General features: G+C 59.4%; 17 protein-coding genes and 2 pseudogenes. 10 read left to right on the top strand and 9 right to left on the bottom strand.

Annotation, left to right across the window (positions count from 1 at the left end; all coding sequences use genetic code 11):
- Positions 1-68: 68 nt before the first annotated feature.
- Positions 69-1,655, top strand: coding sequence for a glutamine-hydrolyzing GMP synthase (gene guaA, locus ACYVIS_RS04480; RefSeq protein ID WP_232743324.1), 1,587 nt, complete (start codon positions 69-71; stop codon positions 1,653-1,655).
- 149 nt (positions 1,656-1,804) lie between these two features.
- On the opposite strand, the gene ACYVIS_RS04475 is transcribed toward guaA, so the two are convergent.
- Positions 1,805-2,284 carry a cupin domain-containing protein gene (locus ACYVIS_RS04475; RefSeq protein WP_232743323.1) on the bottom strand — a complete coding sequence of 160 codons (480 nt, stop codon included), beginning with the start codon at positions 2,282-2,284 and terminating at the stop codon, positions 1,805-1,807.
- Positions 2,285-2,400: 116 nt separating this feature from the next.
- On the opposite strand from ACYVIS_RS04475, the gene ACYVIS_RS04470 reads away from it, so the two are divergent.
- The 6 genes and pseudogenes from ACYVIS_RS04470 to ACYVIS_RS04445 all read left to right on the top strand — a co-directional run bounded on the left by ACYVIS_RS04470 (position 2,401) and on the right by ACYVIS_RS04445 (position 8,396).
- Complete coding sequence (locus ACYVIS_RS04470) at positions 2,401-3,954, top strand: winged helix-turn-helix domain-containing tetratricopeptide repeat protein (protein ID WP_232743322.1); 1,554 nt, start codon at positions 2,401-2,403, stop codon at positions 3,952-3,954.
- 252 nt (positions 3,955-4,206) lie between these two features.
- Positions 4,207-4,560: pseudogene (locus ACYVIS_RS04465) on the top strand (SDR family NAD(P)-dependent oxidoreductase); the annotation flags it as partial.
- Entirely contained in the window at positions 4,526-4,990 is a 465-nt protein-coding gene (locus ACYVIS_RS04460) for an SDR family NAD(P)-dependent oxidoreductase (RefSeq protein WP_460873376.1), read from the top strand. The pseudogene ACYVIS_RS04465 and the gene ACYVIS_RS04460, both read left to right, overlap by 35 nt.
- A pseudogene (locus ACYVIS_RS04455) lies at positions 4,902-5,200 on the top strand (NAD(P)-binding domain-containing protein); the annotation flags it as partial. The gene ACYVIS_RS04460 and the pseudogene ACYVIS_RS04455, both read left to right, overlap by 89 nt.
- Before the next feature lie 565 nt (positions 5,201-5,765).
- On the top strand, positions 5,766-7,598 hold the full coding sequence (locus tag ACYVIS_RS04450) for an FAD-binding oxidoreductase (RefSeq protein ID WP_460873375.1): 1,833 nt from the start codon (positions 5,766-5,768) through the stop codon (positions 7,596-7,598).
- A 339-nt stretch (positions 7,599-7,937) separates the two neighbouring features.
- Entirely contained in the window at positions 7,938-8,396 is a 459-nt protein-coding gene (locus tag ACYVIS_RS04445) for a CHRD domain-containing protein (RefSeq protein ID WP_460873374.1), read from the top strand.
- 8 nt (positions 8,397-8,404) lie between these two features.
- Here the strand turns inward: ACYVIS_RS04445 and ACYVIS_RS04440 are convergent, their stop codons facing one another.
- Both ACYVIS_RS04440 and ACYVIS_RS04435 read right to left on the bottom strand, forming a co-directional pair.
- A complete protein-coding gene (locus ACYVIS_RS04440) occupies positions 8,405-9,106 on the bottom strand; it encodes a cytochrome b/b6 domain-containing protein (protein WP_460873390.1) in 702 nt (233 codons plus the stop codon).
- An 83-nt stretch (positions 9,107-9,189) separates the two neighbouring features.
- Complete coding sequence (locus tag ACYVIS_RS04435; RefSeq protein WP_232743318.1) at positions 9,190-9,870, bottom strand: uracil-DNA glycosylase family protein; 681 nt, start codon at positions 9,868-9,870, stop codon at positions 9,190-9,192.
- 94 nt (positions 9,871-9,964) lie between these two features.
- Between ACYVIS_RS04435 and ACYVIS_RS04430 the strand changes: the two genes are divergently transcribed.
- Entirely contained in the window at positions 9,965-10,399 is a 435-nt protein-coding gene (locus ACYVIS_RS04430; RefSeq protein ID WP_232743317.1) for a MarR family winged helix-turn-helix transcriptional regulator, read from the top strand.
- Between the two features lie 50 nt (positions 10,400-10,449).
- Here the strand turns inward: ACYVIS_RS04430 and ACYVIS_RS04425 are convergent, their stop codons facing one another.
- Both ACYVIS_RS04425 and ACYVIS_RS04420 read right to left on the bottom strand, forming a co-directional pair.
- A complete protein-coding gene (locus ACYVIS_RS04425; protein WP_460873373.1) occupies positions 10,450-11,742 on the bottom strand; it encodes a CynX/NimT family MFS transporter in 1,293 nt (430 codons plus the stop codon).
- On the bottom strand, positions 11,739-12,422 hold the full coding sequence (locus ACYVIS_RS04420; protein WP_460873372.1) for a FadR/GntR family transcriptional regulator: 684 nt from the start codon (positions 12,420-12,422) through the stop codon (positions 11,739-11,741). The genes ACYVIS_RS04425 and ACYVIS_RS04420 overlap by 4 nt, the downstream gene beginning before the upstream one ends.
- A 184-nt stretch (positions 12,423-12,606) precedes the next feature.
- On the opposite strand from ACYVIS_RS04420, the gene ACYVIS_RS04415 reads away from it, so the two are divergent.
- Positions 12,607-13,089, top strand: coding sequence for a YajQ family cyclic di-GMP-binding protein (locus ACYVIS_RS04415; RefSeq protein WP_460873371.1), 483 nt, complete (start codon positions 12,607-12,609; stop codon positions 13,087-13,089).
- A gap of 22 nt (positions 13,090-13,111) precedes the next feature.
- On the opposite strand, the gene ACYVIS_RS04410 is transcribed toward ACYVIS_RS04415, so the two are convergent.
- The 4 genes from ACYVIS_RS04410 to ACYVIS_RS04395 form a co-directional block, all read right to left on the bottom strand.
- Positions 13,112-13,873, bottom strand: a complete 762-nt coding sequence (locus tag ACYVIS_RS04410) for an ABC transporter permease (protein WP_232743313.1) — start codon at positions 13,871-13,873, stop codon at positions 13,112-13,114.
- The gene (locus tag ACYVIS_RS04405; RefSeq protein WP_460873370.1) at positions 13,870-14,796 is read right to left on the bottom strand and encodes an ABC transporter ATP-binding protein; all 927 of its coding nucleotides are present in this window, start codon (positions 14,794-14,796) and stop codon (positions 13,870-13,872) included. The genes ACYVIS_RS04410 and ACYVIS_RS04405 overlap by 4 nt, the downstream gene beginning before the upstream one ends.
- 70 nt (positions 14,797-14,866) lie before the next feature.
- Complete coding sequence (locus tag ACYVIS_RS04400; RefSeq protein WP_232743311.1) at positions 14,867-16,165, bottom strand: MFS transporter; 1,299 nt, start codon at positions 16,163-16,165, stop codon at positions 14,867-14,869.
- Positions 16,166-16,239: 74 nt separating this feature from the next.
- Entirely contained in the window at positions 16,240-16,839 is a 600-nt protein-coding gene (locus tag ACYVIS_RS04395) for a TetR/AcrR family transcriptional regulator (RefSeq protein ID WP_460873369.1), read from the bottom strand.
- A gap of 183 nt (positions 16,840-17,022) precedes the next feature.
- Here ACYVIS_RS04395 and ACYVIS_RS04390 point away from each other — a divergent pair, with 183 nt between their 5' ends.
- Positions 17,023-18,504: an NAD(P)H-hydrate dehydratase gene (locus tag ACYVIS_RS04390; protein WP_232743309.1), complete on the top strand. Its 1,482-nt coding sequence runs from the start codon at positions 17,023-17,025 to the stop codon at positions 18,502-18,504.
- The last annotated feature ends 5 nt before the right edge of the window (positions 18,505-18,509 follow it).

Below are 18,509 nucleotides of genomic sequence, written 5' to 3'. Positions count from 1 at the left end.
GCAGGTCCAATACGTTACATTAACGCCTTGATTCCGTTTTTTTCATTTTTATCAGTTCTTTCCAAGCCATGCATCAGCGTATCCTTATTCTCGATTACGGTTCACAGGTAACCCAGCTTATTGCGCGCCGTGTGCGCGAAGCCGGAGTCTATTGTGAAATTCATCCCGGCGATGTCGACGACGCGTTCATCGAGGCCCAGCAGGGTTTGAAGGGCATCATAGTATCCGGCAGCCACGCTTCCGCCTACGATGAAGCATCCCTGAAAGTGCCGGCAAAGGCATTCGACGCCGGCGTGCCTGTGCTGGGTATTTGCTACGGCATGCAATCCATGGCGCAGCAACTGGGCGGCAAGGTGGAGTGGTCCGATCACCGCGAATTTGGCTATGCCGAGGTGCGCGCACACGGCCATACCCGTTTGCTGGAGGGCATTGAAGACTTCACCACCACCGAAGGCCATGGCATGCTCAAAGTGTGGATGAGCCACGGCGACAAAGTCACCGGGCTGCCGCCCGGCTTCAAGCTCATGGCGTCCACCGATTCCTGCCCCATCGCCGGCATGGCCGATGAAAAACGCGGCTTCTACGCCGTGCAGTTCCACCCCGAGGTCACGCATACCGTACAGGGCGAAGCCATGCTGGCGCGTTTTGTGCGTGATATCTGCGGCTGTGGGGGCGACTGGAACATGCCCGATTACGTATCCGAAGCGATCGAACGTATCCGAACCCAAGTGGGCAGCGATGAAGTCATTCTGGGTTTGTCGGGCGGAGTGGACTCCTCGGTAGCCGCGGCCTTGATACACAAGGCCATAGGCGACCAGCTCACCTGCGTGTTCGTCGATCATGGCTTGCTGCGCCTGAACGAGGCCGAGCAGGTCATGGCCACCTTTGCCGATCATCTGGGCATGAAAGTCATACACGTCGACGCCAGTCCGCAGTTCATGGGCAAGCTGGCCGGCGTGACCGACCCGGAAGCCAAACGCAAGATCATAGGCCGGGAATTCGTCGAGGTCTTTCAGGCCGAAGCCGGCAAGCTCAGCAATGCGCGATGGCTCGCTCAGGGCACGATTTATCCGGACGTGATCGAATCGGCCGGCGCAAAGACCGGCAAGGCCGTGGCGATCAAATCTCACCACAATGTGGGCGGTCTGCCCGATACCCTGAACTTGAAGCTGCTCGAGCCCTTGCGCGAATTGTTCAAGGACGAAGTGCGCAAACTGGGCGTGGCCCTGGGCCTGCCGCCCGCCATGGTGTACCGCCATCCGTTTCCGGGACCGGGCCTGGGCGTGCGCATACTGGGCGAAGTCAAGCACGAGTATGCCGATCTGCTGCGCCGCGCCGATGCCATTTTCATCGAAGAGCTGCGCAAAACCACGGACGAAACCAGCGGCAAAAACTGGTACGACCTGACTTCCCAGGCCTTTGCCGTATTCCTGCCGGTCAAGTCGGTGGGCGTCATGGGCGATGGCCGCACTTACGATTATGTGGTTGCCTTGCGCGCCGTGCAGACCTCGGATTTCATGACCGCCGACTGGGCGGAATTGCCGTATTCCTTGTTGAAGAAGGTATCGAGCCGCATCATCAACGAGGTGCGCGGCATTAACCGGGTGACCTATGATGTGTCAAGCAAGCCGCCGGCTACGATTGAGTGGGAGTGAGATTTTTTATAAACTATTGATTTAATTATAGAAGTTAAATCTCTATATCTCGCTGGCCGCTGCGTCTGGCTACCTGGATTTTCGCTTTGATGGAGCCTGGTGGCAGGTGCAGCCGAAGCTCGCCACCTGGCTCGACGCTTTCTCGCAGGTTAATCCTTCGTACGCGGCGACTGCGCCTTGAGTACCGAGAGCTGGTCTGTGTCGTGCTGCGCGCGCAGATCGGCGATTTTCGCCGGGTCCGCTGCGTAGCCGCTTGCGACCATGTCTGCCAGTTTCTCGAAGTAGTGTTCGTGCCCGGGCGGCGAGACCGTCATCAGCACGCGCGCCGGCCGGGCACTGGCGTTGGCGATATTGTGCGGCACGCCTGGCGGCAGGAAGAGGTAGGTACCCGGTGTTGCGCGCACGCGCTCACCGTTGACCTGCCAGTCGCACTCGCCCTCCAGCACATAGAAGGTCTCTTCCTGCACCCGGTGCACGTGTAAGCCGGTGGAGAAGCCGGCAGGAATGGTCCATTCGAACATCGAGGTGTGGCGGGTGTCCTCGCCAGTAACCAGGAAGCTCATGGGCTGGCCTCCAAGCTGCACTATTTTGCCTTCGCCGGGTCTGTGGATGATTGCTTTCGCGGTCATTTTGGATCTCCTTGAGATGAGGCCGTATGACGCTTCCATTCTGCTTATCCGATTGCTGAAAGTCGTGAATTCGATCCGAAATTGCGGCAAAATATCTCCGAAAAGAGGTGGTCAGCATGGTCATGCCAGATATCTACAAGTTTGGCCGGTTTGCGCTCGATGCCGGCGTGGGCATGCTGTTCCATGACAGCGAGCCGGCGCTGCTTGGCCAGCGCGGCGTTGCCTTGCTGCGCTTGCTGCTTGAGCATGCCGGGTCGCCTGTCGGCAAGGAAGCGCTGATCGAGGCGGCGTGGCCGGGGCTTGTGGTCGAGGACAGCAATCTCACCGTGCAGATCGCAGCGCTGCGCCGCGTACTGGAGCAGGACGAGGGTAATGCCTGGATCGAGACGTTGCCACGCCGCGGCTATCGCTATGTCGGCCCGACGGTGGCGCGCAGCAACATGCGCGCAAGCGAGACAGTGCCATCGACTGCCCTGTCGGTGCCCGAGAAGCCGTCGATCGCCGTGCTGCCGTTCTCGAATTTGAGCGGCGGCAAGGCGCAACAATACTTCGTCGACGGCATGGTCGATGACATCGTCACCGGCTTGTCGCGCATCAACTGGCTGTTTGTGATCGCGCGCAACTCGAGCTTTGCCTACAAGGGCCGGGCTGTGGATGTGAAGCAGGTCGGGCGCGAACTCGGCGTGCGCTATGTGCTCGAGGGCAGTGCGCGCAAGCTGAATGATCGCGTGCGCGTCACCGCCCGGCTGGTCGATGCAGGGAGCGGAACGCATGTGTGGGCCGAGCGCTATGAGCGCAATTCCGAGGACATTTTTGCCCTCCAGGATGAAATCGCCATATCGGTCGTCGGCGCCATAGCGCCGAGCCTGCGGCGCGCCGAAATCAGCCGGGTTCGGCGCAAACGGCCCGACAGCCTCGATGCCTACGACCTGGTCCTCCAGGCTCAGCCTGATGTCGATTCAGGCATGCCGGAGCAGGTCAGGCGAGCGCTCCTGCTGCTCGACCGCGCCATAGTGCTCGATCCCGCCTATGCGCTGGCGCATGGCAATGCGGCCATGTGCCACCATTGCCTTTTTCTTCGCGCCGGCTTGCAGGAGAGCAGCCGCGCCGCTTCGATCCGCCACGCGCGCTTGGCCATACTCCATGGCCAGGACGACGCACTGGCGCTGACCTGGGCCGGATTTTCCGTCGGCATGGATGGGCACGACCGCGCGGCCGCTTTCACCGCTCTGGAGGCGGCGCTCGCGATCAGTCCGTCATCGGCGTTGACCTATATCCTCGGCAGCGTCATGCTTGGCTGGGGAGGAGAAGCCGAGCGAGCCATAGAATGGAGCGAGCGGGGTGTGCGGCTCAGCCCATTCGACGCTTGGGCTTGGGCCGCATATGACGCGCAGGCCATGAGTCATTTTTACCGCGGCCGCTATGAAGAAGCTGCGCGAGCGGCCTACCGGTCCGTTCAGGCCAATCCTGCGCACAGCATCACGTATGTGCAGTTGAGCTCCGCGCTGGCCAAGCTCGGACGGCTCGATGAGGCCAGGGCGGCTGCGGCCAGAGTCCTGGAACTGCACCCTACGTTTCGCTATAGCCGGCAATTTCTGGGCGTGAACTGTGCCCCGGAGCTTGCATTGTCCCTGGGCGACGCGCTGCGGGCAGCGGGATTGCCAGAGTAGCCGTTCAACTTGCCCAGGGCCGCCATTTGCTGTTTACTTGGAGGTGCCTGGGCTGGTTTTTGGGGGGGGCTGGTCCAGTCATGTAATTGCACGCGGACCCCATTGATCTTGATCTGCCGCTCTTGTCGTTCACAGCAGAGACGCCCGAGAAGACGTTGTCTGAGCAAGGGTTGGCCTGGCGTCGGGCAGCGATGGGCCGATACTCTAGTCTGCTCCACGCCCGAGCGAGCCATGCTGGAGTTATGCGGTGTCGCGGCGGTGAAGGCCGAGCGCGGAAGCATCGACATAGTCTTCGCCAACGCCGGGGCGGGAAGCCCGCTTCCGCTCGGCCAGATCACCACCGAGCACATTGACAAAACCTTCGACACCAATGTGAAGGGCACCGGCATCCGGGTAAACGTGCTGTCGCCTGGGCCGACTGCGACCGAACTCGCGAAGGAAGCGCTAGGCGAGGAGGGCCAGAAGGCCTACGGTGCGATGACTCCACTCCAGCGCATGGCCGATCCGGCGGAGATCGGAGCGGTGGCGTCCTTTCTTGCGTCGTCAGACAGCAGTTTCATGACCGCCAGCGATGTCGCCGTTGACGGTGGCTTGGCGCAACTCTGAGGAGAAAAATCAAATGACACGATCGCTAAAGGGCAAAACCGCTCTCGTTACCGGGGCATCACGGGGCATTGGCCGCGCTATCGCCGAACGTCTCGCCGATGGTGGGCGCATCATCAATATCTCCTCCGCCGCCGCCACGAAGCCCGTGACAGCCGCTCCCGTCCACCCGATGGCCAAAGCGGCCATCAACAACCTGACCCATGCGCTCGCGTCCGAGCTGCGGCCACGCGGAATTACCGCGAACGCCGTAGCGCCTGGCTACACGCGTACGGATGCGAATGCCGCCTTCCGAGAGAATCCCGAACTCGTCAAGGCGGTCGAGGCCGAAATCGCGCTGGGGCGGTCTCCCGTCCTCTGCTTTCGTCGCGAGGGTGTTCACCGGAGCCAGGTTGGTGAAAAGCTTCAACCATCTGGCCGCTGCCGTCCTTGACCAGGACCCGGTCGTACGCGATGGCAGGAGAGTCGTGTTCCTGGCGAGCGACGATGACGGCGCCGCGGTGGAGGTTGGTGCGCCTGCGGAAAAACTCGGTTTCGCGCTGATCCAGCTTGACGGGCTTTCGGAAGGTGGATTGCTTGTGCACACGCGCGGAAAAAGCTGGGGCACCTGATCTTCAAGGATTTGGTCAAGTTCGACAGATAAATCATGGTCACAAGTTTCGATGTGATCCTTCCTTGTGGACAACGGGGAGCCGACAGATATCCGCTGAATCTCGCGCCAAGCGCACCACAACTGGGCGGGATGGGCTATGCCATCCCTCCGGAAGGAGCATGGTATTTTTCATGGTGCACAGCAAGGTTGCCCTGATAAGATGCTGTAAATTAAGAAAGCGAGGCTTGATTTGCTGACAAACCGTGAAATCGGTGCGCCAACGCCTAAGATGAAAATGTTCAAAGTGGGCGACCGCGACGGCATGTACTTGGCGGCGCTCCCAACTGGCACGAGGGCCTTTCGGTACGACTACCGCATCAACGGTCGGCGGAACGTGGAATGCGGCATATCGCCATCGCGTCAACGCGACGGATCTGGCCGCCAGGGCGAGCAGCAAACGCATGGGGCTGATGATGATCGATGATATTGCACCCATTGTTTCGTGGAGTTACCATTGGTTTCAACAGGCTTCATACCATAAGAAATTATGGCGTGCAGGAATAAGACAATACGGCCTGCTTCTCAAAAATAATTTCGAATCCACGGAGAGGTACGCATGACTATCAGCAGACGGGATTTACTAAAAGGAGCAGGGGCGATTTCGGTTTTCCCTTTTCTGAGCGCCGCAATCACAGGATGTGCGAATGTCGTCGTTGCGAAGGCAAGCGGCTTTCAGCGCGTCAGACCTTCGAATCCGGGTTGGCCATCTCCCGCACGCTGGAAAAGTCTGGAGACAGTACTCAAAGGCAAGTTAATTGCCATCGAGTCGCCGTTGGATGCCTGTGTGGGTGCGTCGCAAAGCGTCGCATGCGCGAGCCTCTTCAAAGAACTGAAAAATCCGTACTTTATTGGCGATAATGTCGCCTTGACCGAAACGGTGGGCTGGGCCGACGCTTGGACTACCGCGCCCAGTGTTTATGCCGTGGCCGCCGAGACGGCGGCCGATGTTGCGGCGGCTGTCAATTTTGCCCGGGAAAACAGGCTGCGATTGGTTGTCAAGGGTGGAGGGCATAGCTATCTGGGTACGTCGAATTCGGCCGATTCCCTGCTGATCTGGACTCGTCGCATGGACAAAGTAACCATGCATGACGCCTTCGTCGGCCAAGGCTGTTCGGGCAAGGTGGCGGCCAAGCCGGCGGTTAGTGTGGGGGCTGGCGCAATTTGGATGCGTACTTACAACAAGGTTGTGACTAGGCACGGGCGCTATGTGCAGGGCGGGGGCTGCGGTACTGTAGGGGTGGCGGGCTTGATTCAAAGCGGTGGCTTTGGCAGTTTTTCAAAAAATTATGGTACGGCGGCGGCCAGCCTGCTCGAGGCCGAAATTGTCACTGCCGATGGCAAGATTCTTATTGTTAATAGGTGCAGCCATCCTGAGCTATTTTGGGCATTGAAGGGCGGCGGCGGAGGGAGTTGGGGCGTGGTGACCCGCATTACTCTTCAAACTCACGATCTGCCCGAAAAATTTGGCGCTTATTTTGGTACGGTCAAAGCCAAATCTGATACGGCTTATCGCCGCCTGCTCGAGAAATTCATCGCTTTTTATGCTGAAAATTTGTTCAATCCTCACTGGGGTGAACAGGTCTCTTTGAATTCCGATAATTCGAGCAAGATTTACATGGTTTTCCAGGGGATAAACAAGGCCCAGGCTCACGCTCTGTGGAAGCCGTTTTTCGATTGGATAAGAAGCGATCCCGATATGGCGGTCACGGCAGCGCCAAACGCAATCGATATGCCGGCCCGGCGGTTTTGGGACCCGGCGTTTCTGAAGCGGATACCTGGTCTGGTGTTTACCGACGATCGTCCGGGAGCCTCATCCGATAACGTTTTCTGGACAGGCAATCTGAAAGAGACCGGGCAATATCTACACAGCTATCAGTCGGCCTGGATTCCCGGGGCTTTGCTTGAAAAGGGGCGACAAGCGCGCCTGGTTGACGCTTTTTATGCAGCATCTCGGCATTTCAATGTGTCGTTGCATTGTAATAAGGGCTTGGCCGGCGGCCGCCCTGAGGCTATCGAGCGGTCCCGGGATACGGCCATGAATCCCGCGGTTCTCAACGCGTTTGCTTTGGTCATTATTGCAGCCGGTAGTGAGCCGGTTTATCCGGGTGTTCCGGGTCATGAACCCAATGTCGCCGCGGCGCGTGCCGATGCGGTAAAAATCGGCAAGGCCATGAAAGAAATCTATCGCGCCGTTCCCAAAAACGAGGCAGGAGCGTATGTCTCTGAAAGCGACTATTTCGATACGGAGTGGGCGCAATCATACTGGGGCCCCAATTATCCGAGACTCCAGGCCGCCAAAAAGAAGTACGACCCCGAAGGCTTATTCTTTGTCCATAGCGGGGTGGGTACAGAAGGCTGGAGTAAAGATGGATTTACCAGAAAAGCATGAGCAGACATATTTTGTACTGATTTCCGGGAGTCGGCCTGCACGGATCCGGCAGTGATGCTGCCTGCGCGAGTACATGGCGGGTTCTGCGTGACCGACTTACGTCCACATCCATGCGCAACTGCGTTTTCCAGTTGGCCCTGATTTCTGTCGAGGCGGCGCCTATTACTGTGCTAGCATCGTTAACAGGCTAGGGCTGTTCTTTCCGGATCCGTGCTGGCAGTGTGACGGGTGCTGTATCCGATGTCTATCGGAAGGGCTGGCTTTTGGCCTTCCTGCCTCCATGAAACGACGGCAAACCGCCATTGTTCCGGCCAGGCATATCCGATAGGAGATAATCAAATGAATATTTCTATGTCACGGCGAGCCCTTGTGGTGCTCGCAGGCCTCGTGTGCACGGGGGCTATGACCCTGGCGCAGGCGGCGCCGGTCTCATTTACCGTACCGCTCGCCGGTGCGCAGGAAGTGCCTGCTGTCCAGACCCAGGGCAGTGGCACGGCCAAGCTCACGTATGATCCGGGCACGAAGGTCGTCACCTGGACGATCAGCTTCACCGGCTTGTCCAGTGCACCTACCATGGCGCATTTCCATGGTCCTGCCGCGGCAGGCAAGAATGCGGGTGTGAAGATCTGGCTGTCACAGAAGGGCAGCGCGGTCACCAGCCCCCTCAAGGGCCAGGCCACGCTATCCGCGGCGGACGCACAAGAGTTCCTTGCCGGTGAAATGTATATCAACGTGCACACCAAGGATCATCCGTCAGGCGAGATTCGTGGTCAGGTGCTGCCCCCCAAGGGCAACTGAGACTTCTATCAGAGGTAGGTTGCGAGTAGCGCCGCCATGGCGGCGGCAAGGGCCAGCAGAAGCAGCGCCCGCACCGGCGGCGCCAGCCGCGGTGCGGCGATGCTCGCCGGCAGAGGTTTGCGGCCGGTCAGCATGGGCCGCAGGAGATTGTGCCCTTTGGCCACCGCGTATAGCGCGATGGCCAGTACGTGCAGCACCACCGCCACAAGCAACGCATCCCACAGGATTTCATGCAGTGCCGTGATGGCGTTGGCAAGCGGTGCCGAGACCCATTCGGTGAACGGACCTTGGTCCGCGATGTCGTTGTTGATGTAAAGCCCGCTCAAGGTTTCGCCCAGCAGCAGGGCTAGCAAGAGCAGCACCATCCATCCTCCCGCAGGATTGTGGCCGACCTGCAGGTCGGCTTCGCGGCGGAATAGATGGCGCAGATGGCGCAATGCGGCGGCCGGTGAGGCCAGAAAGTTGCTGAATCGCGCGGTTTCGCTGCCGAAGCAGCCCCACAGCAATCGGAAAAGCACCAGCGCAAGCAGCGTCTCGCCGATCAGGACGTGCCAATCCATCCAGTTCAGCCTCCAGGTCAGGTAGGCCGCGGCAACCAGCAGCACCACCAGCCAATGGAACAGCCGTGTCGACGCGTCCCAGACTTGCACCAGACGATAGGCGGCCCGCGCCGATGTGTTTGAATTGATGGATTGTTCGCCTTTGGGCATCATGGCGCCTTGTTGTTCGACCGGGTATTGCTGTCACTGTCGAACATTATAGAGGCGCGGCAGTCGGCGCAAGGCCCCAGCAATCATTTCTCGTGGCTTGATGTCAGCGCATCGAGGTGGCGCTGCAGCAGCGCTGGAAAGCGCTCGCGCCAAACGGCATTGGCGGGAGAGGGGTGGGGCAGCGGGTAGAGCGTCAGCCAACGCTGCCGTTCAGCGTTAGCGACCAGGATGCGCAATGGATCGATATAGCGTCGACCGCCAGACCAGTAGGCCGCCATGCGTGCCTGTTCGGCGGGTGGTTGACCAATGCCGAACCAATGAAAAGCCTGATTGCCAAGCGTAATCACACAATCGCCGCGCCATTGCAATAGCAGAATGTCGCGGATCAGCGGCTGGAACAGGCGCTGCACGGCCAGCGGCCAGGCTCGATTGGCGATGGGCTTGTAGGGAACGGTATTGAGCCAGAACAGCGAGGCTGGCGGAGTTCCTGCGCCGCGGTTTGTGTGCGCAGTCAGCATGCGTCTGAGCATGCGGCCGGATGCGCCCATGAACGGTGCGCCCGCGGCGATTTCCGCTCGGCCGGGGTCGCGGCCCATGATGCACAGCGTTGCGCTGGCTGGGCCGAGTCCCATCATAGGCACCGAGCTGTCTTTTCCGGCCGCCGCATAGGCGGGCCGGTCCAGTTGGGCAAGTGTCGCCGCCAGCTCGCTGAAGCGACCGTAATCGATTGCCTGGGGTGTCTGTGAGTCGGTTCCCGTGTCCATATCCGGGAATATTAGCTGATTCCGGGCTTGGGCCCGAGGCGGAAGGCTGCCATGAAACTTGATTATGTGCGTATGCACACGTATAATTTCCGGCATGAACAGATCAATTTTCTACGAAGACTGCAATTGCTTTGCGCTGCGCCAGGCCACCCGTTACATCACTCAGATTTACGAACGACACCTGGGGCAGGTAGGCTTGACTGCCGCGCAGTTCACAATCCTGGCCAGATTGGCGCGAACACCGGGTCTTACGGCAATGGATCTGGCCGATGCAATGGTCATGGAGCGAACGACATTGGTCCGCGCGCTCAAGCCCTTGCAGCGAGATGGGCTTGTGGTCAGCGAAATATCGAAGCGCGACGGCCGGGCCCATGTGTTCAGTCTATCGAAGAGTGGCGAGCGTGTGTTCGATCTGGCTGCTGTTGCATGGAGCAATGCCCAGGGCGAATTCGAATCCAGGGTTGGCCCGGAACGAGCCAGGTCGCTACGGGCGGAGTTGTTCTATATGACCACTGTTCAAACGGCCTGACAACTCGATGGGGGCCAGTCGGCAGGCGATGATTTGCAATGACACTGAATCTAGGGCTTGCCGCTTGTGACCCTGACATGCATGGCCCGTCCGGCGCCCCAACCGTTTATGGCCGCGCCGGCAGTGAGCGCAATGAACAGCCAGGATGTGGCCGTGTAGCTTCCCGTCCAGCTGTGCAAAAGCCCGACCAGCAAGGGGCCTATGGCCGCCAGTACGTATCCGATTCCTTGGGCCATGCCCGACAGGTGCGCGGCGACATGCGAATCCGGAGAACGTAAAACAATGACAGTCAGGGCAATGGCGAATAGCCCTCCCTGTCCTACGCCTTGCAGGATCGCCCAGATCCACACTGTGGACGTGGGAGCAAAGAGCAGGCCCAGCAACGCAGCGCCGGCTATGATCGCCAGCGCCACATTGAACAGTTGCTGGTTTTTGCAGCGGACGGCCAGGGGCGGCACTACGAGACTGGTGACCACCTGGACCATGATCGATACGGAAACAACCAGTCCGGCCGTTACGCCGTCCAGCCCCCGTTCTCGCAGAATGGGGGCAAGCCAGCCCATTACGCAGTACGCCAGTGCTGATTGCAGGCCCATGAAGAACGTGACCTGCCAGGCAAGCCGGTCGCGCCACAGGCCGGTGACGGCCCCAGCGGACTGGCGCGCGAGCTTACCCTGCCTTAATGATTGCGGAGCCCAGATAAGCGCGACAATGGCCGCCGGTATGGCCCAGGCCGCCAGGGCGAGCGCCCAGGAGCCGCCGAGCTTGTGTGCGATGGGCACGGTGAATGCCGCTGCCGCCGCCGCACCGCCGCACAAGGCCATGGTGTAGAGTCCGGTCATTGTGGCGGCATGGTGGGCGAAATCGCGCTTTACCAGGCTGGGCAGCAGTACGTTTCCCACGGCGATGCTTGCTCCGGCCAGCGCGGAGCCGATAAAAAGAGTGAAGATGCCGCCGTATCCGCGCAGGGCGGTTCCGAGGGCCAGCAACACCAGCATGCCCAGCAGGGTGCGTTCGACACCGAAGCGCTGCGCAAGTTTCGGCGCCAAGGGCGCGAACAGGCCCAGGCACAACACCGGCAGGGTGGTCAGATAGCCGGCATTGGCCGATGACAAACCTGTTTGCCTGATGATTTCGGGCAAAAGCACTGACAGGCTCGAAAATACGGGACGTAGATTAAAGGCAATCAGCATCAGGCTCAAGCCCAATAGAATCATTGCCGTCCGACGGATGCCTGGCGCCGTTTGCGGAGGGTGTGCGGAGCTTGCCTTGGGTATTTTTGTGGCGAGTTTCATGGTTTCCAGGGCAAGGAGGGCTTGTTCGTTTGTCTGGCTTGCGCTCATGATGCCAGCGCCCGATTAAGCTCGGACAGGATAGGCGCCATGAATTGGCGCACCGTCGATGCCGCGTGGTCGGGGTTGCGGGTTTCGATGGCTCGCACCAAGCCTGCATGCGCTTCCATATCGGGCTCGGGTATTTCTTTGTCTACCGTGGCTTTGATGATTTCCTGCACCGATGCGGAAAAAAACAAATAGGTTTCGGCCAGCGCCCGGTTGCGGGCGATGCGGACGATCTCGGCATGGAAGTCGAAATCCCGTTCCACCAGGCCGGGGCGGGTTTGCGGATCGTCTGAATTTCCTCGCGCTGCCAGCAAGCCGTACAGACGCTGGATATCTTCGGGCGTGTGCCTGACGGCCGCCAGCCTTGCGGCTTCGACTTCAAGTGCGCAGCGGGTTTCGACTTGATCTCTCAAATTGGCTTGCCGCATGCGCAGCACGCTGGTGGAGGGATCGAAATTGGCGCGCACATAGGTTCCGGAACCCTGTCGGGTTTCCAGCATGCCCTGCGAAGCCAGCATCTTGACGGCTTCGCGCACTGTACCGCGGCTGACCCCCAGCATGGCTGCGAGCGTGGGCTCGTTTGGGATCCGCTCGCCGATGGCCCAGCGTCCGTCGAGGATTTCCTGTCGAATTCCTTCCAAGACGCTGTCGGTCAGGCTGGTTTTGGTGGCTTGCGCAAGCATCGTATTTAAATCATTAAATCATCGGATGATTTGATTTTCAAATAAACGGTCAATGGTGTCAAGCCTTAATGCCTCAGGGCATAACCGATCGAGAATCAAGGTACACTCTTTTGCTGCGTCTATACGACCCACGTAGGCGGCAAGTTGCCGCCGTTTCCAGAAATTTGCTCATAGGACCATCGTCATGCCTTCTTTCGACGTCGTCTCCGAAGTCGACAAACACGAACTCGTCAATGCTATCGATCAGGCCAGCCGAGAATTGGTCACCCGCTTCGATTTCAAGGGGACCAACGCCAAATTCGAACTGGAAGGCTTTGTGGTGACCCAGTCGGCGCCTGGCGTGTTTCAACTGAACCAGATGCTCGATATACTTCGTGGCCGCCTGTCGGCTCGCGGAATCGATGTGCGTTGCATGGATATTGCCGAGCCGCTTGAAAACCTGGGGGGAGCCCGGCAAAAAATCACTATCAAGCAAGGCATAGAACAGGCCGTCTCAAAAAAACTGATTGCGGCCATGAAGGGCGCCAAGCTCAAGGTAGAGGCCCAGATCAATGGCGATAAGCTGCGCGTCAGCGGTAAAAAGCGCGACGACTTGCAGGCGGCCATCGCGTTGTTGCGCAAGACCGATGTCGAGTTGCCGCTGCAGTTCGAGAACTTCCGCGATTAGACAGGCTGGCGCGGTATCGAGCTCAGGTCTTGAGCCGATAGCCGCTTTTGAAGATCAGCGCTACGATGAGCAGGCACAGGCCTAAAAATACCAGCGTCATAATCAGGCTTATGGCTACGCTGACGTCGGCCAGGCCATAAAAGCTCCATCGAAAGCCGCTGATCAGATAGACCACGGGGTTGAACAGGGTCACGGTTTGCCAGAAGGGTGGCAGCATATTGATCGAGTAAAAGCTGCCCCCAAGAAATGTCAGGGGGGTGATGATCAAAAGAGGCACCAGTTGCAGTTTCTCGAAGCCGTCGGCCCAGATTCCGATAATGAAACCGAACAGGCTGAATGTGAAAGCCGTCAGCACCAGGAACAGCAGCATCCATAATGGATGGTCGATTTTGAGCGGCACGAAAAAGCCCGCGGTTGCCAGAATGATCACTCCCAGAATAATGGATTTGGTGGCGGCGGCGCCCACATAGCTCAGCGTGATCTCGAAGTACGAAACCGGTGCCGATAAAATCTCGTAGATAGTACCGGTGAATTTCGGAAAATAAATGCCGAACGATGCATTGGCAATACTTTGCGTCAATAGCGACAGCATGATCAGCCCGGGCACGATGAACGCTCCGTAGCTGATACCGTCTATCTGGGTAATGCGCCCGCCTATGGCGGCGCCGAACACGACGAAATACAAAGAGGTCGAAATGACCGGTGCAATAATGCTTTGCATCAGTGTGCGCCAGGTCCTGGCCATTTCGAACAGATAAATTGCGCGGATCGCCTGCCAGTTCATGGCCGCTCCTTGACCAGGTTGACGAAAATATCTTCCAGCGAGCTTTGCGTGGTTTGAAGATCCTTGAATGTGATACCGCTGTCGTTCAGGTCTTTGAGCAATGCCGTGATGCCAGTGTGCTCGCGTTGAGTGTCGTAGGTGTATACCAGTTCCTTGCCGTCGGAGGCCAGTTCGATCTGGTGGGCGGCAAGCGATTCCGGCACCTTGTCCAAGGGATTGAGCAGTTGCAGGATCAGTTGCTTTTTCCCCAGCTTGCGCATGAGTTCGGCCTTCTCCTCGACCAGAATAAGCTCGCCATTGCTGATTACGCCCACCCGGTCGGCCATTTCCTCGGCTTCTTCGATGTAGTGCGTAGTCAGGATAATGGTGACGCCGGTGGCGCGCAGCGAACGCACCATTTCCCACATGTCCTTGCGCAGCTCGACGTCGACGCCGGCGGTGGGTTCGTCCAGGAACAGGATTTGCGGCTCGTGCGAGAGCGCCTTGGCAATCAGCACGCGCCGCTTCATGCCGCCCGACAGCGTCATGAGCCGATTGTCTTTCTTGCCCCATAAGGACAAGGCTTTAAGCACTTTTTCGATATGGGCGGGGTTTGCCTTTTTGCCGAACAGGCCGCGGCTGAAGCTGACGGTGTTCCACACGGACTCGAAGGCATCGCTGGTGAGTTCTTGCGGTACCAGGCCGATTTTGGATCGTGCCGCGCGGTAGTCCGTAACAATGTTGTGGCCATCGGCCAGCACGACGCCCTCGGTCGGATTGACCAGCCCGCAGATAATGCTGATCAGGGTGGTTTTGCCGGCCCCGTTCGGGCCGAGCAAGGCGAAGATTTCTCCCTGGCGTATTTCCAGGTTGATGTTTTTCAGGGCCCTGAAACCCGAGGCATAGGTTTTGGACAGGCCGGATACCGAAATTATGGATGTCATGGCAAACCGTCGATTGGCATCAGTGGCTGGTAGTGTACCCGGCGCGCACGGCTTGGTGTAGCCGTCCCGTTCACGCCGGCCGGTACCCTGGCGCCGGCGCTTTGTCGGGACGCCGGATTCCCATTACGATCAGCGCTGCAATCAGGCACGCGCCGCCGGCCACATACAGTGCCGGTGTGTAGCTCAGCAGCAGGGTGCGAGTGGCGCCGGCGCCGTATGCCGCCACGGCAGCGCCCATCTGGTGCCCGGCAAAAATCCAGCCGAACACCATACCGGCGCGTTCCTTGCCAAAGGCAGTGCCTGCCAGCCTGACGGTTGGCGGCACGGTGGCAACCCAGTCGAGGCCGTAGAACATGGCGAAAATCGACAGGCCGTAGAAAGTGAAGTCGGAATGCGGCAGCCAGAATAAGGACAAGCCTCGCAGGCTGTAATACCAGAAAAGCAGTTTGCGGTTGTCATAGCGGTCTGAAAGCCAGCCCGATAGAATCGTGCCGCAGAAATCGAAAGCACCCATCATGGCGAGCACGGACGCCGCCGGTACGGCCGTCAGGCCGAAATCGCCGCACAAGGACACGAAATGCGTTTGGATCAGGCCGTTGGTGCTCAGGCCGCATATAAAGAAGGTCGCAAACAGGATCCAGAAGGTCTGGTTGCCGCGTACAGTTCCCAGAATCTTGAAAGGATCCCAAATGGATGTGTGCGTGTGCGCTACAGGTGGCATGGCGGCAGTTGCCGGATCCGTGCCGTAGGCGGCAATGCCGACGTCTTCCGGCCGATTGCGTACAAAACAGATTGCCAGAATGATGACCAGCGCGGCCGAGACGCAAACCGGCGTGATGGCCGAGCGCCAGCCGTAGTGGTCAATGAGCCAGGCGGCGCCGGGTAGAAACACCAGTTGGCCCGTGGCCGTGCTGGCGGTCAATAAACCGATCACCAGCCCGCGGCGCTTGTCGAACCATCGATTGGCCACCACGGCGCCTAGAACCAGAGCGGTCAGGCCCGAGCCAAAGCCCAGTATCAGCCCCCATAGCACGACCAGTTGCCATAGCGCAGTCATTTGGGTGGCCAGGATCATGCCCGACGCCACGAGGGCCAGCGCCGCGCAAATAACGTTGCGCAGGCCGTAACGATCCATCAGGATCGAGGCAAAAGGCCCCATCAGGCCATACAGTGCAAAGCGCAGGGCAAGCGCCGATGAAATTTGCTCGGTGTCCCAGCCGTATTCTTTGCCCAGCGGTTGCAGCAGCACACCCGGCAGACCCAGTGCGGCAGACGAGGTGAGCATAGTCAGAAAGCAAATGAGCGCCACTATCCAGGCGTAGTGGATGCCGTGCCGGTGGAGCCAATTGGAAAACGGTTGGGCGAACATGTGGGTTTCCGAAAGTCGGTGATGCAAAGCCTGAAGGTTTTTGGCGTGAGCCGGGTCACGATGTCGCGTGAGGCCTAGTTATTGAGCATGTTCACATCCAGCAGGAATTCGCGCGCGGCCGCCAGTATATCGTCAGACAGGGGGGAGCCTCGTGTTGCCCGTGCCAGGACCTGGGCGCCTACCAAGGTGGCCAGCGTTGCCAGCGCCTGCGACCTGGGCTGAGGGGCGCCGCTCGCCTCGAACAGTGTGGTAAGGGAGTCGGCCATGCCTTCGACGCCTGCCGCATAGGTTCGATGTACGGGTTTGTCGGCCGGTTCGCGGGCAACGTCCCCGGCCAGGGCAACGGCCGGGCAGCCGTTGCCTGTATGATCTCTATGCCAGGTGCTCAGGTAGTGGTCGACATGGGCATGAAGCGCATGGCGCGGGTCGGCGTGTTTGTTGCTGCGCTCGTTCCGGCGCTGCGAGGACTGTTTGAACGCTGCCGCACAGGCCACATCCGTAAGCTCATCTTTGGACGAGAAATGACCATAAAAGCCCCCGTGCGTCAGTCCGGCCGCCGCCATCAGGTCAGCCACACTGACCCCATTGAAGCCTTGTTCGCGGAAAAGCCGGGCCGAGACATTTTCAATGACGGCGCGGTTTTTTTGTGTTTGTTCGCGTGATACTCGAGGCATGGCATTTTCCTGGGAAAACTGAGTCGGTCCAATAATAAATTATTATTATCATCTATTCAAGTAACAAGAGCGCAAACCAAGAGCGTATCAGCTTGTATCGTAGCTACTATCGATAGCTGTGCTTGTGCTTTACTATGATGGTGTGACTCCATCCTGGCCGTATTGGCCGACGCGGGTATGGCTATGAATTCAATCGACAAGGCGCTGCTGACTCCTCTGGAGATGAGGGCGGCCGATACGGCAGCCATGAAGGCCGGGATCAGCGGTATTGCATTGATGGAAGCGGCTGGAAGAGCAGTGGCCGATGCGGTGCGCGCGCGCTGGCCGGTGCAGCCCGTCGTGGTGATATGCGGATTCGGCAATAACGGGGGCGATGGTTTCGTTGCGGCCCAGCGTCTTGCCGAGTCGGGCTGGCCGGTTCGGCTGGGGTTTTCAGGAGAGCGCGCAAGGCTGACCGGCGACGCGGCGTACTGTGCTGCATTATGGACAGGCGCCATCGAGCCCCTGTCACTTGAATTGCTCGATGGTGCAGCCCTGGTCGTTGATGCGCTTTTCGGCGCCGGCCTGTCGCGGCCCGTCGAAGGCTTGGCGCGTACCGTAATCGAAACCCTGATCCGGCGCAAACTGCCGATCTGTGCCGTCGATGTGCCCAGCGGCCTGGATGGCGAAACAGGCGAGGTGCTTGGCGTGGCGGCGGCGGCCGACATGACGGTGACTTTCTTTCGCAAGAAGCCCGGCCACTTGCTATTGCCGGGAAAGCTGTTGTGCGGCGAACTGGTGCTGGCCGATATCGGTATCCCTGCCTCCCTTCTGGAGCGCAAGCCTCCGCATGCATGGGAAAATGGCCCGGAAGTCTGGCTGAGCGATTATCCCTGGCCGCAAACCGGTGGGCACAAATATCAGCGAGGCCATGTCCTGCTGGTGGGTGGTGAACTCATGACAGGAGCGGCGCGTTTGGCGGCGCTGGCGGCGGCACGAGTGGGCGCCGGCCTGGTTACCGTGGCGGTGCCGGAGTCGGTCCGCGCCATCTACGCGACGGCGCTGACCAGCGTTATGGTTCAACCGCTGAAAGCGCCCGACAGCCTGGCTTTATTGCTGGCCGATCCGCGCAAGAATGCCATTGTCGTCGGTCCGGGCGCCGGTGTTTCCAGCGAAACCCGGCAGAATGTGCTGGAAGCCTTGGCCACGCAGCGTAGCGTGGTGCTGGATGCGGATGCCATTACCTCGTTCGGCCGCGATCCACAACTGCTTTTCGCGGCAATCTCCGGTCCTTGCGTGCTTACGCCGCACGAGGGTGAATTTGCCCGGATCTTCGCATGCGAAGGGAATAAACTGATGCGCACACGCTATGCCGCGCGCGAGAGTGGTGCAGTGGTCTTGCTTAAAGGGTCGGATACGATCATCGCGGCGCCCGATGGCAGGGCAATTATCAATACCAATGCGCCGCCGGAACTGGCGACCGGTGGTACCGGCGATGTGTTGGCCGGCTTGATTGCGGGCTTGATGGCGCAAGGCATGGAGCCCTTTCTGGCCGCGGCCGCCGCAGCCTGGCTGCATGGCGAGGCCGCGCGCGAATTCGGTCCGGGCTTGATCGCCGAAGATCTGCCGGCTATTTTGCCGACGGTTTTGCGCCGCCTCAAAGAATTGAAAACCGGGCTCTCCTGAACGGC

It is taken from the genome of Paralcaligenes ginsengisoli (genome assembly GCF_054781135.1).
This window is presented reverse-complemented; position numbering and strand designations above follow the sequence as displayed.

What these genes read in the sequence shown, in the direction of transcription:
- guaA (WP_232743324.1), top strand. Translation starts at nt 69, where the DNA reads ATGCATCAGCGTATCCTTATTCTCGATTACGGTTCACAGGTAACCCAG.
- ACYVIS_RS04475 (WP_232743323.1), bottom strand. Translation starts at nt 2,284, where the DNA reads ATGACCGCGAAAGCAATCATCCACAGACCCGGCGAAGGCAAAATAGTG.
- ACYVIS_RS04470 (WP_232743322.1), top strand. Translation starts at nt 2,401, where the DNA reads ATGGTCATGCCAGATATCTACAAGTTTGGCCGGTTTGCGCTCGATGCC.
- ACYVIS_RS04460 (WP_460873376.1), top strand. Translation starts at nt 4,526, where the DNA reads ATGTCGCCGTTGACGGTGGCTTGGCGCAACTCTGAGGAGAAAAATCAA.
- ACYVIS_RS04450 (WP_460873375.1), top strand. Translation starts at nt 5,766, where the DNA reads ATGACTATCAGCAGACGGGATTTACTAAAAGGAGCAGGGGCGATTTCG.
- ACYVIS_RS04445 (WP_460873374.1), top strand. Translation starts at nt 7,938, where the DNA reads ATGAATATTTCTATGTCACGGCGAGCCCTTGTGGTGCTCGCAGGCCTC.
- ACYVIS_RS04440 (WP_460873390.1), bottom strand. Translation starts at nt 9,106, where the DNA reads ATGCCCAAAGGCGAACAATCCATCAATTCAAACACATCGGCGCGGGCC.
- ACYVIS_RS04435 (WP_232743318.1), bottom strand. Translation starts at nt 9,870, where the DNA reads ATGGACACGGGAACCGACTCACAGACACCCCAGGCAATCGATTACGGT.
- ACYVIS_RS04430 (WP_232743317.1), top strand. Translation starts at nt 9,965, where the DNA reads ATGAACAGATCAATTTTCTACGAAGACTGCAATTGCTTTGCGCTGCGC.
- ACYVIS_RS04425 (WP_460873373.1), bottom strand. Translation starts at nt 11,742, where the DNA reads ATGAGCGCAAGCCAGACAAACGAACAAGCCCTCCTTGCCCTGGAAACC.
- ACYVIS_RS04420 (WP_460873372.1), bottom strand. Translation starts at nt 12,422, where the DNA reads ATGCTTGCGCAAGCCACCAAAACCAGCCTGACCGACAGCGTCTTGGAA.
- ACYVIS_RS04415 (WP_460873371.1), top strand. Translation starts at nt 12,607, where the DNA reads ATGCCTTCTTTCGACGTCGTCTCCGAAGTCGACAAACACGAACTCGTC.
- ACYVIS_RS04410 (WP_232743313.1), bottom strand. Translation starts at nt 13,873, where the DNA reads ATGAACTGGCAGGCGATCCGCGCAATTTATCTGTTCGAAATGGCCAGG.
- ACYVIS_RS04405 (WP_460873370.1), bottom strand. Translation starts at nt 14,796, where the DNA reads ATGACATCCATAATTTCGGTATCCGGCCTGTCCAAAACCTATGCCTCG.
- ACYVIS_RS04400 (WP_232743311.1), bottom strand. Translation starts at nt 16,165, where the DNA reads ATGTTCGCCCAACCGTTTTCCAATTGGCTCCACCGGCACGGCATCCAC.
- ACYVIS_RS04395 (WP_460873369.1), bottom strand. Translation starts at nt 16,839, where the DNA reads ATGCCTCGAGTATCACGCGAACAAACACAAAAAAACCGCGCCGTCATT.
- ACYVIS_RS04390 (WP_232743309.1), top strand. Translation starts at nt 17,023, where the DNA reads ATGAATTCAATCGACAAGGCGCTGCTGACTCCTCTGGAGATGAGGGCG.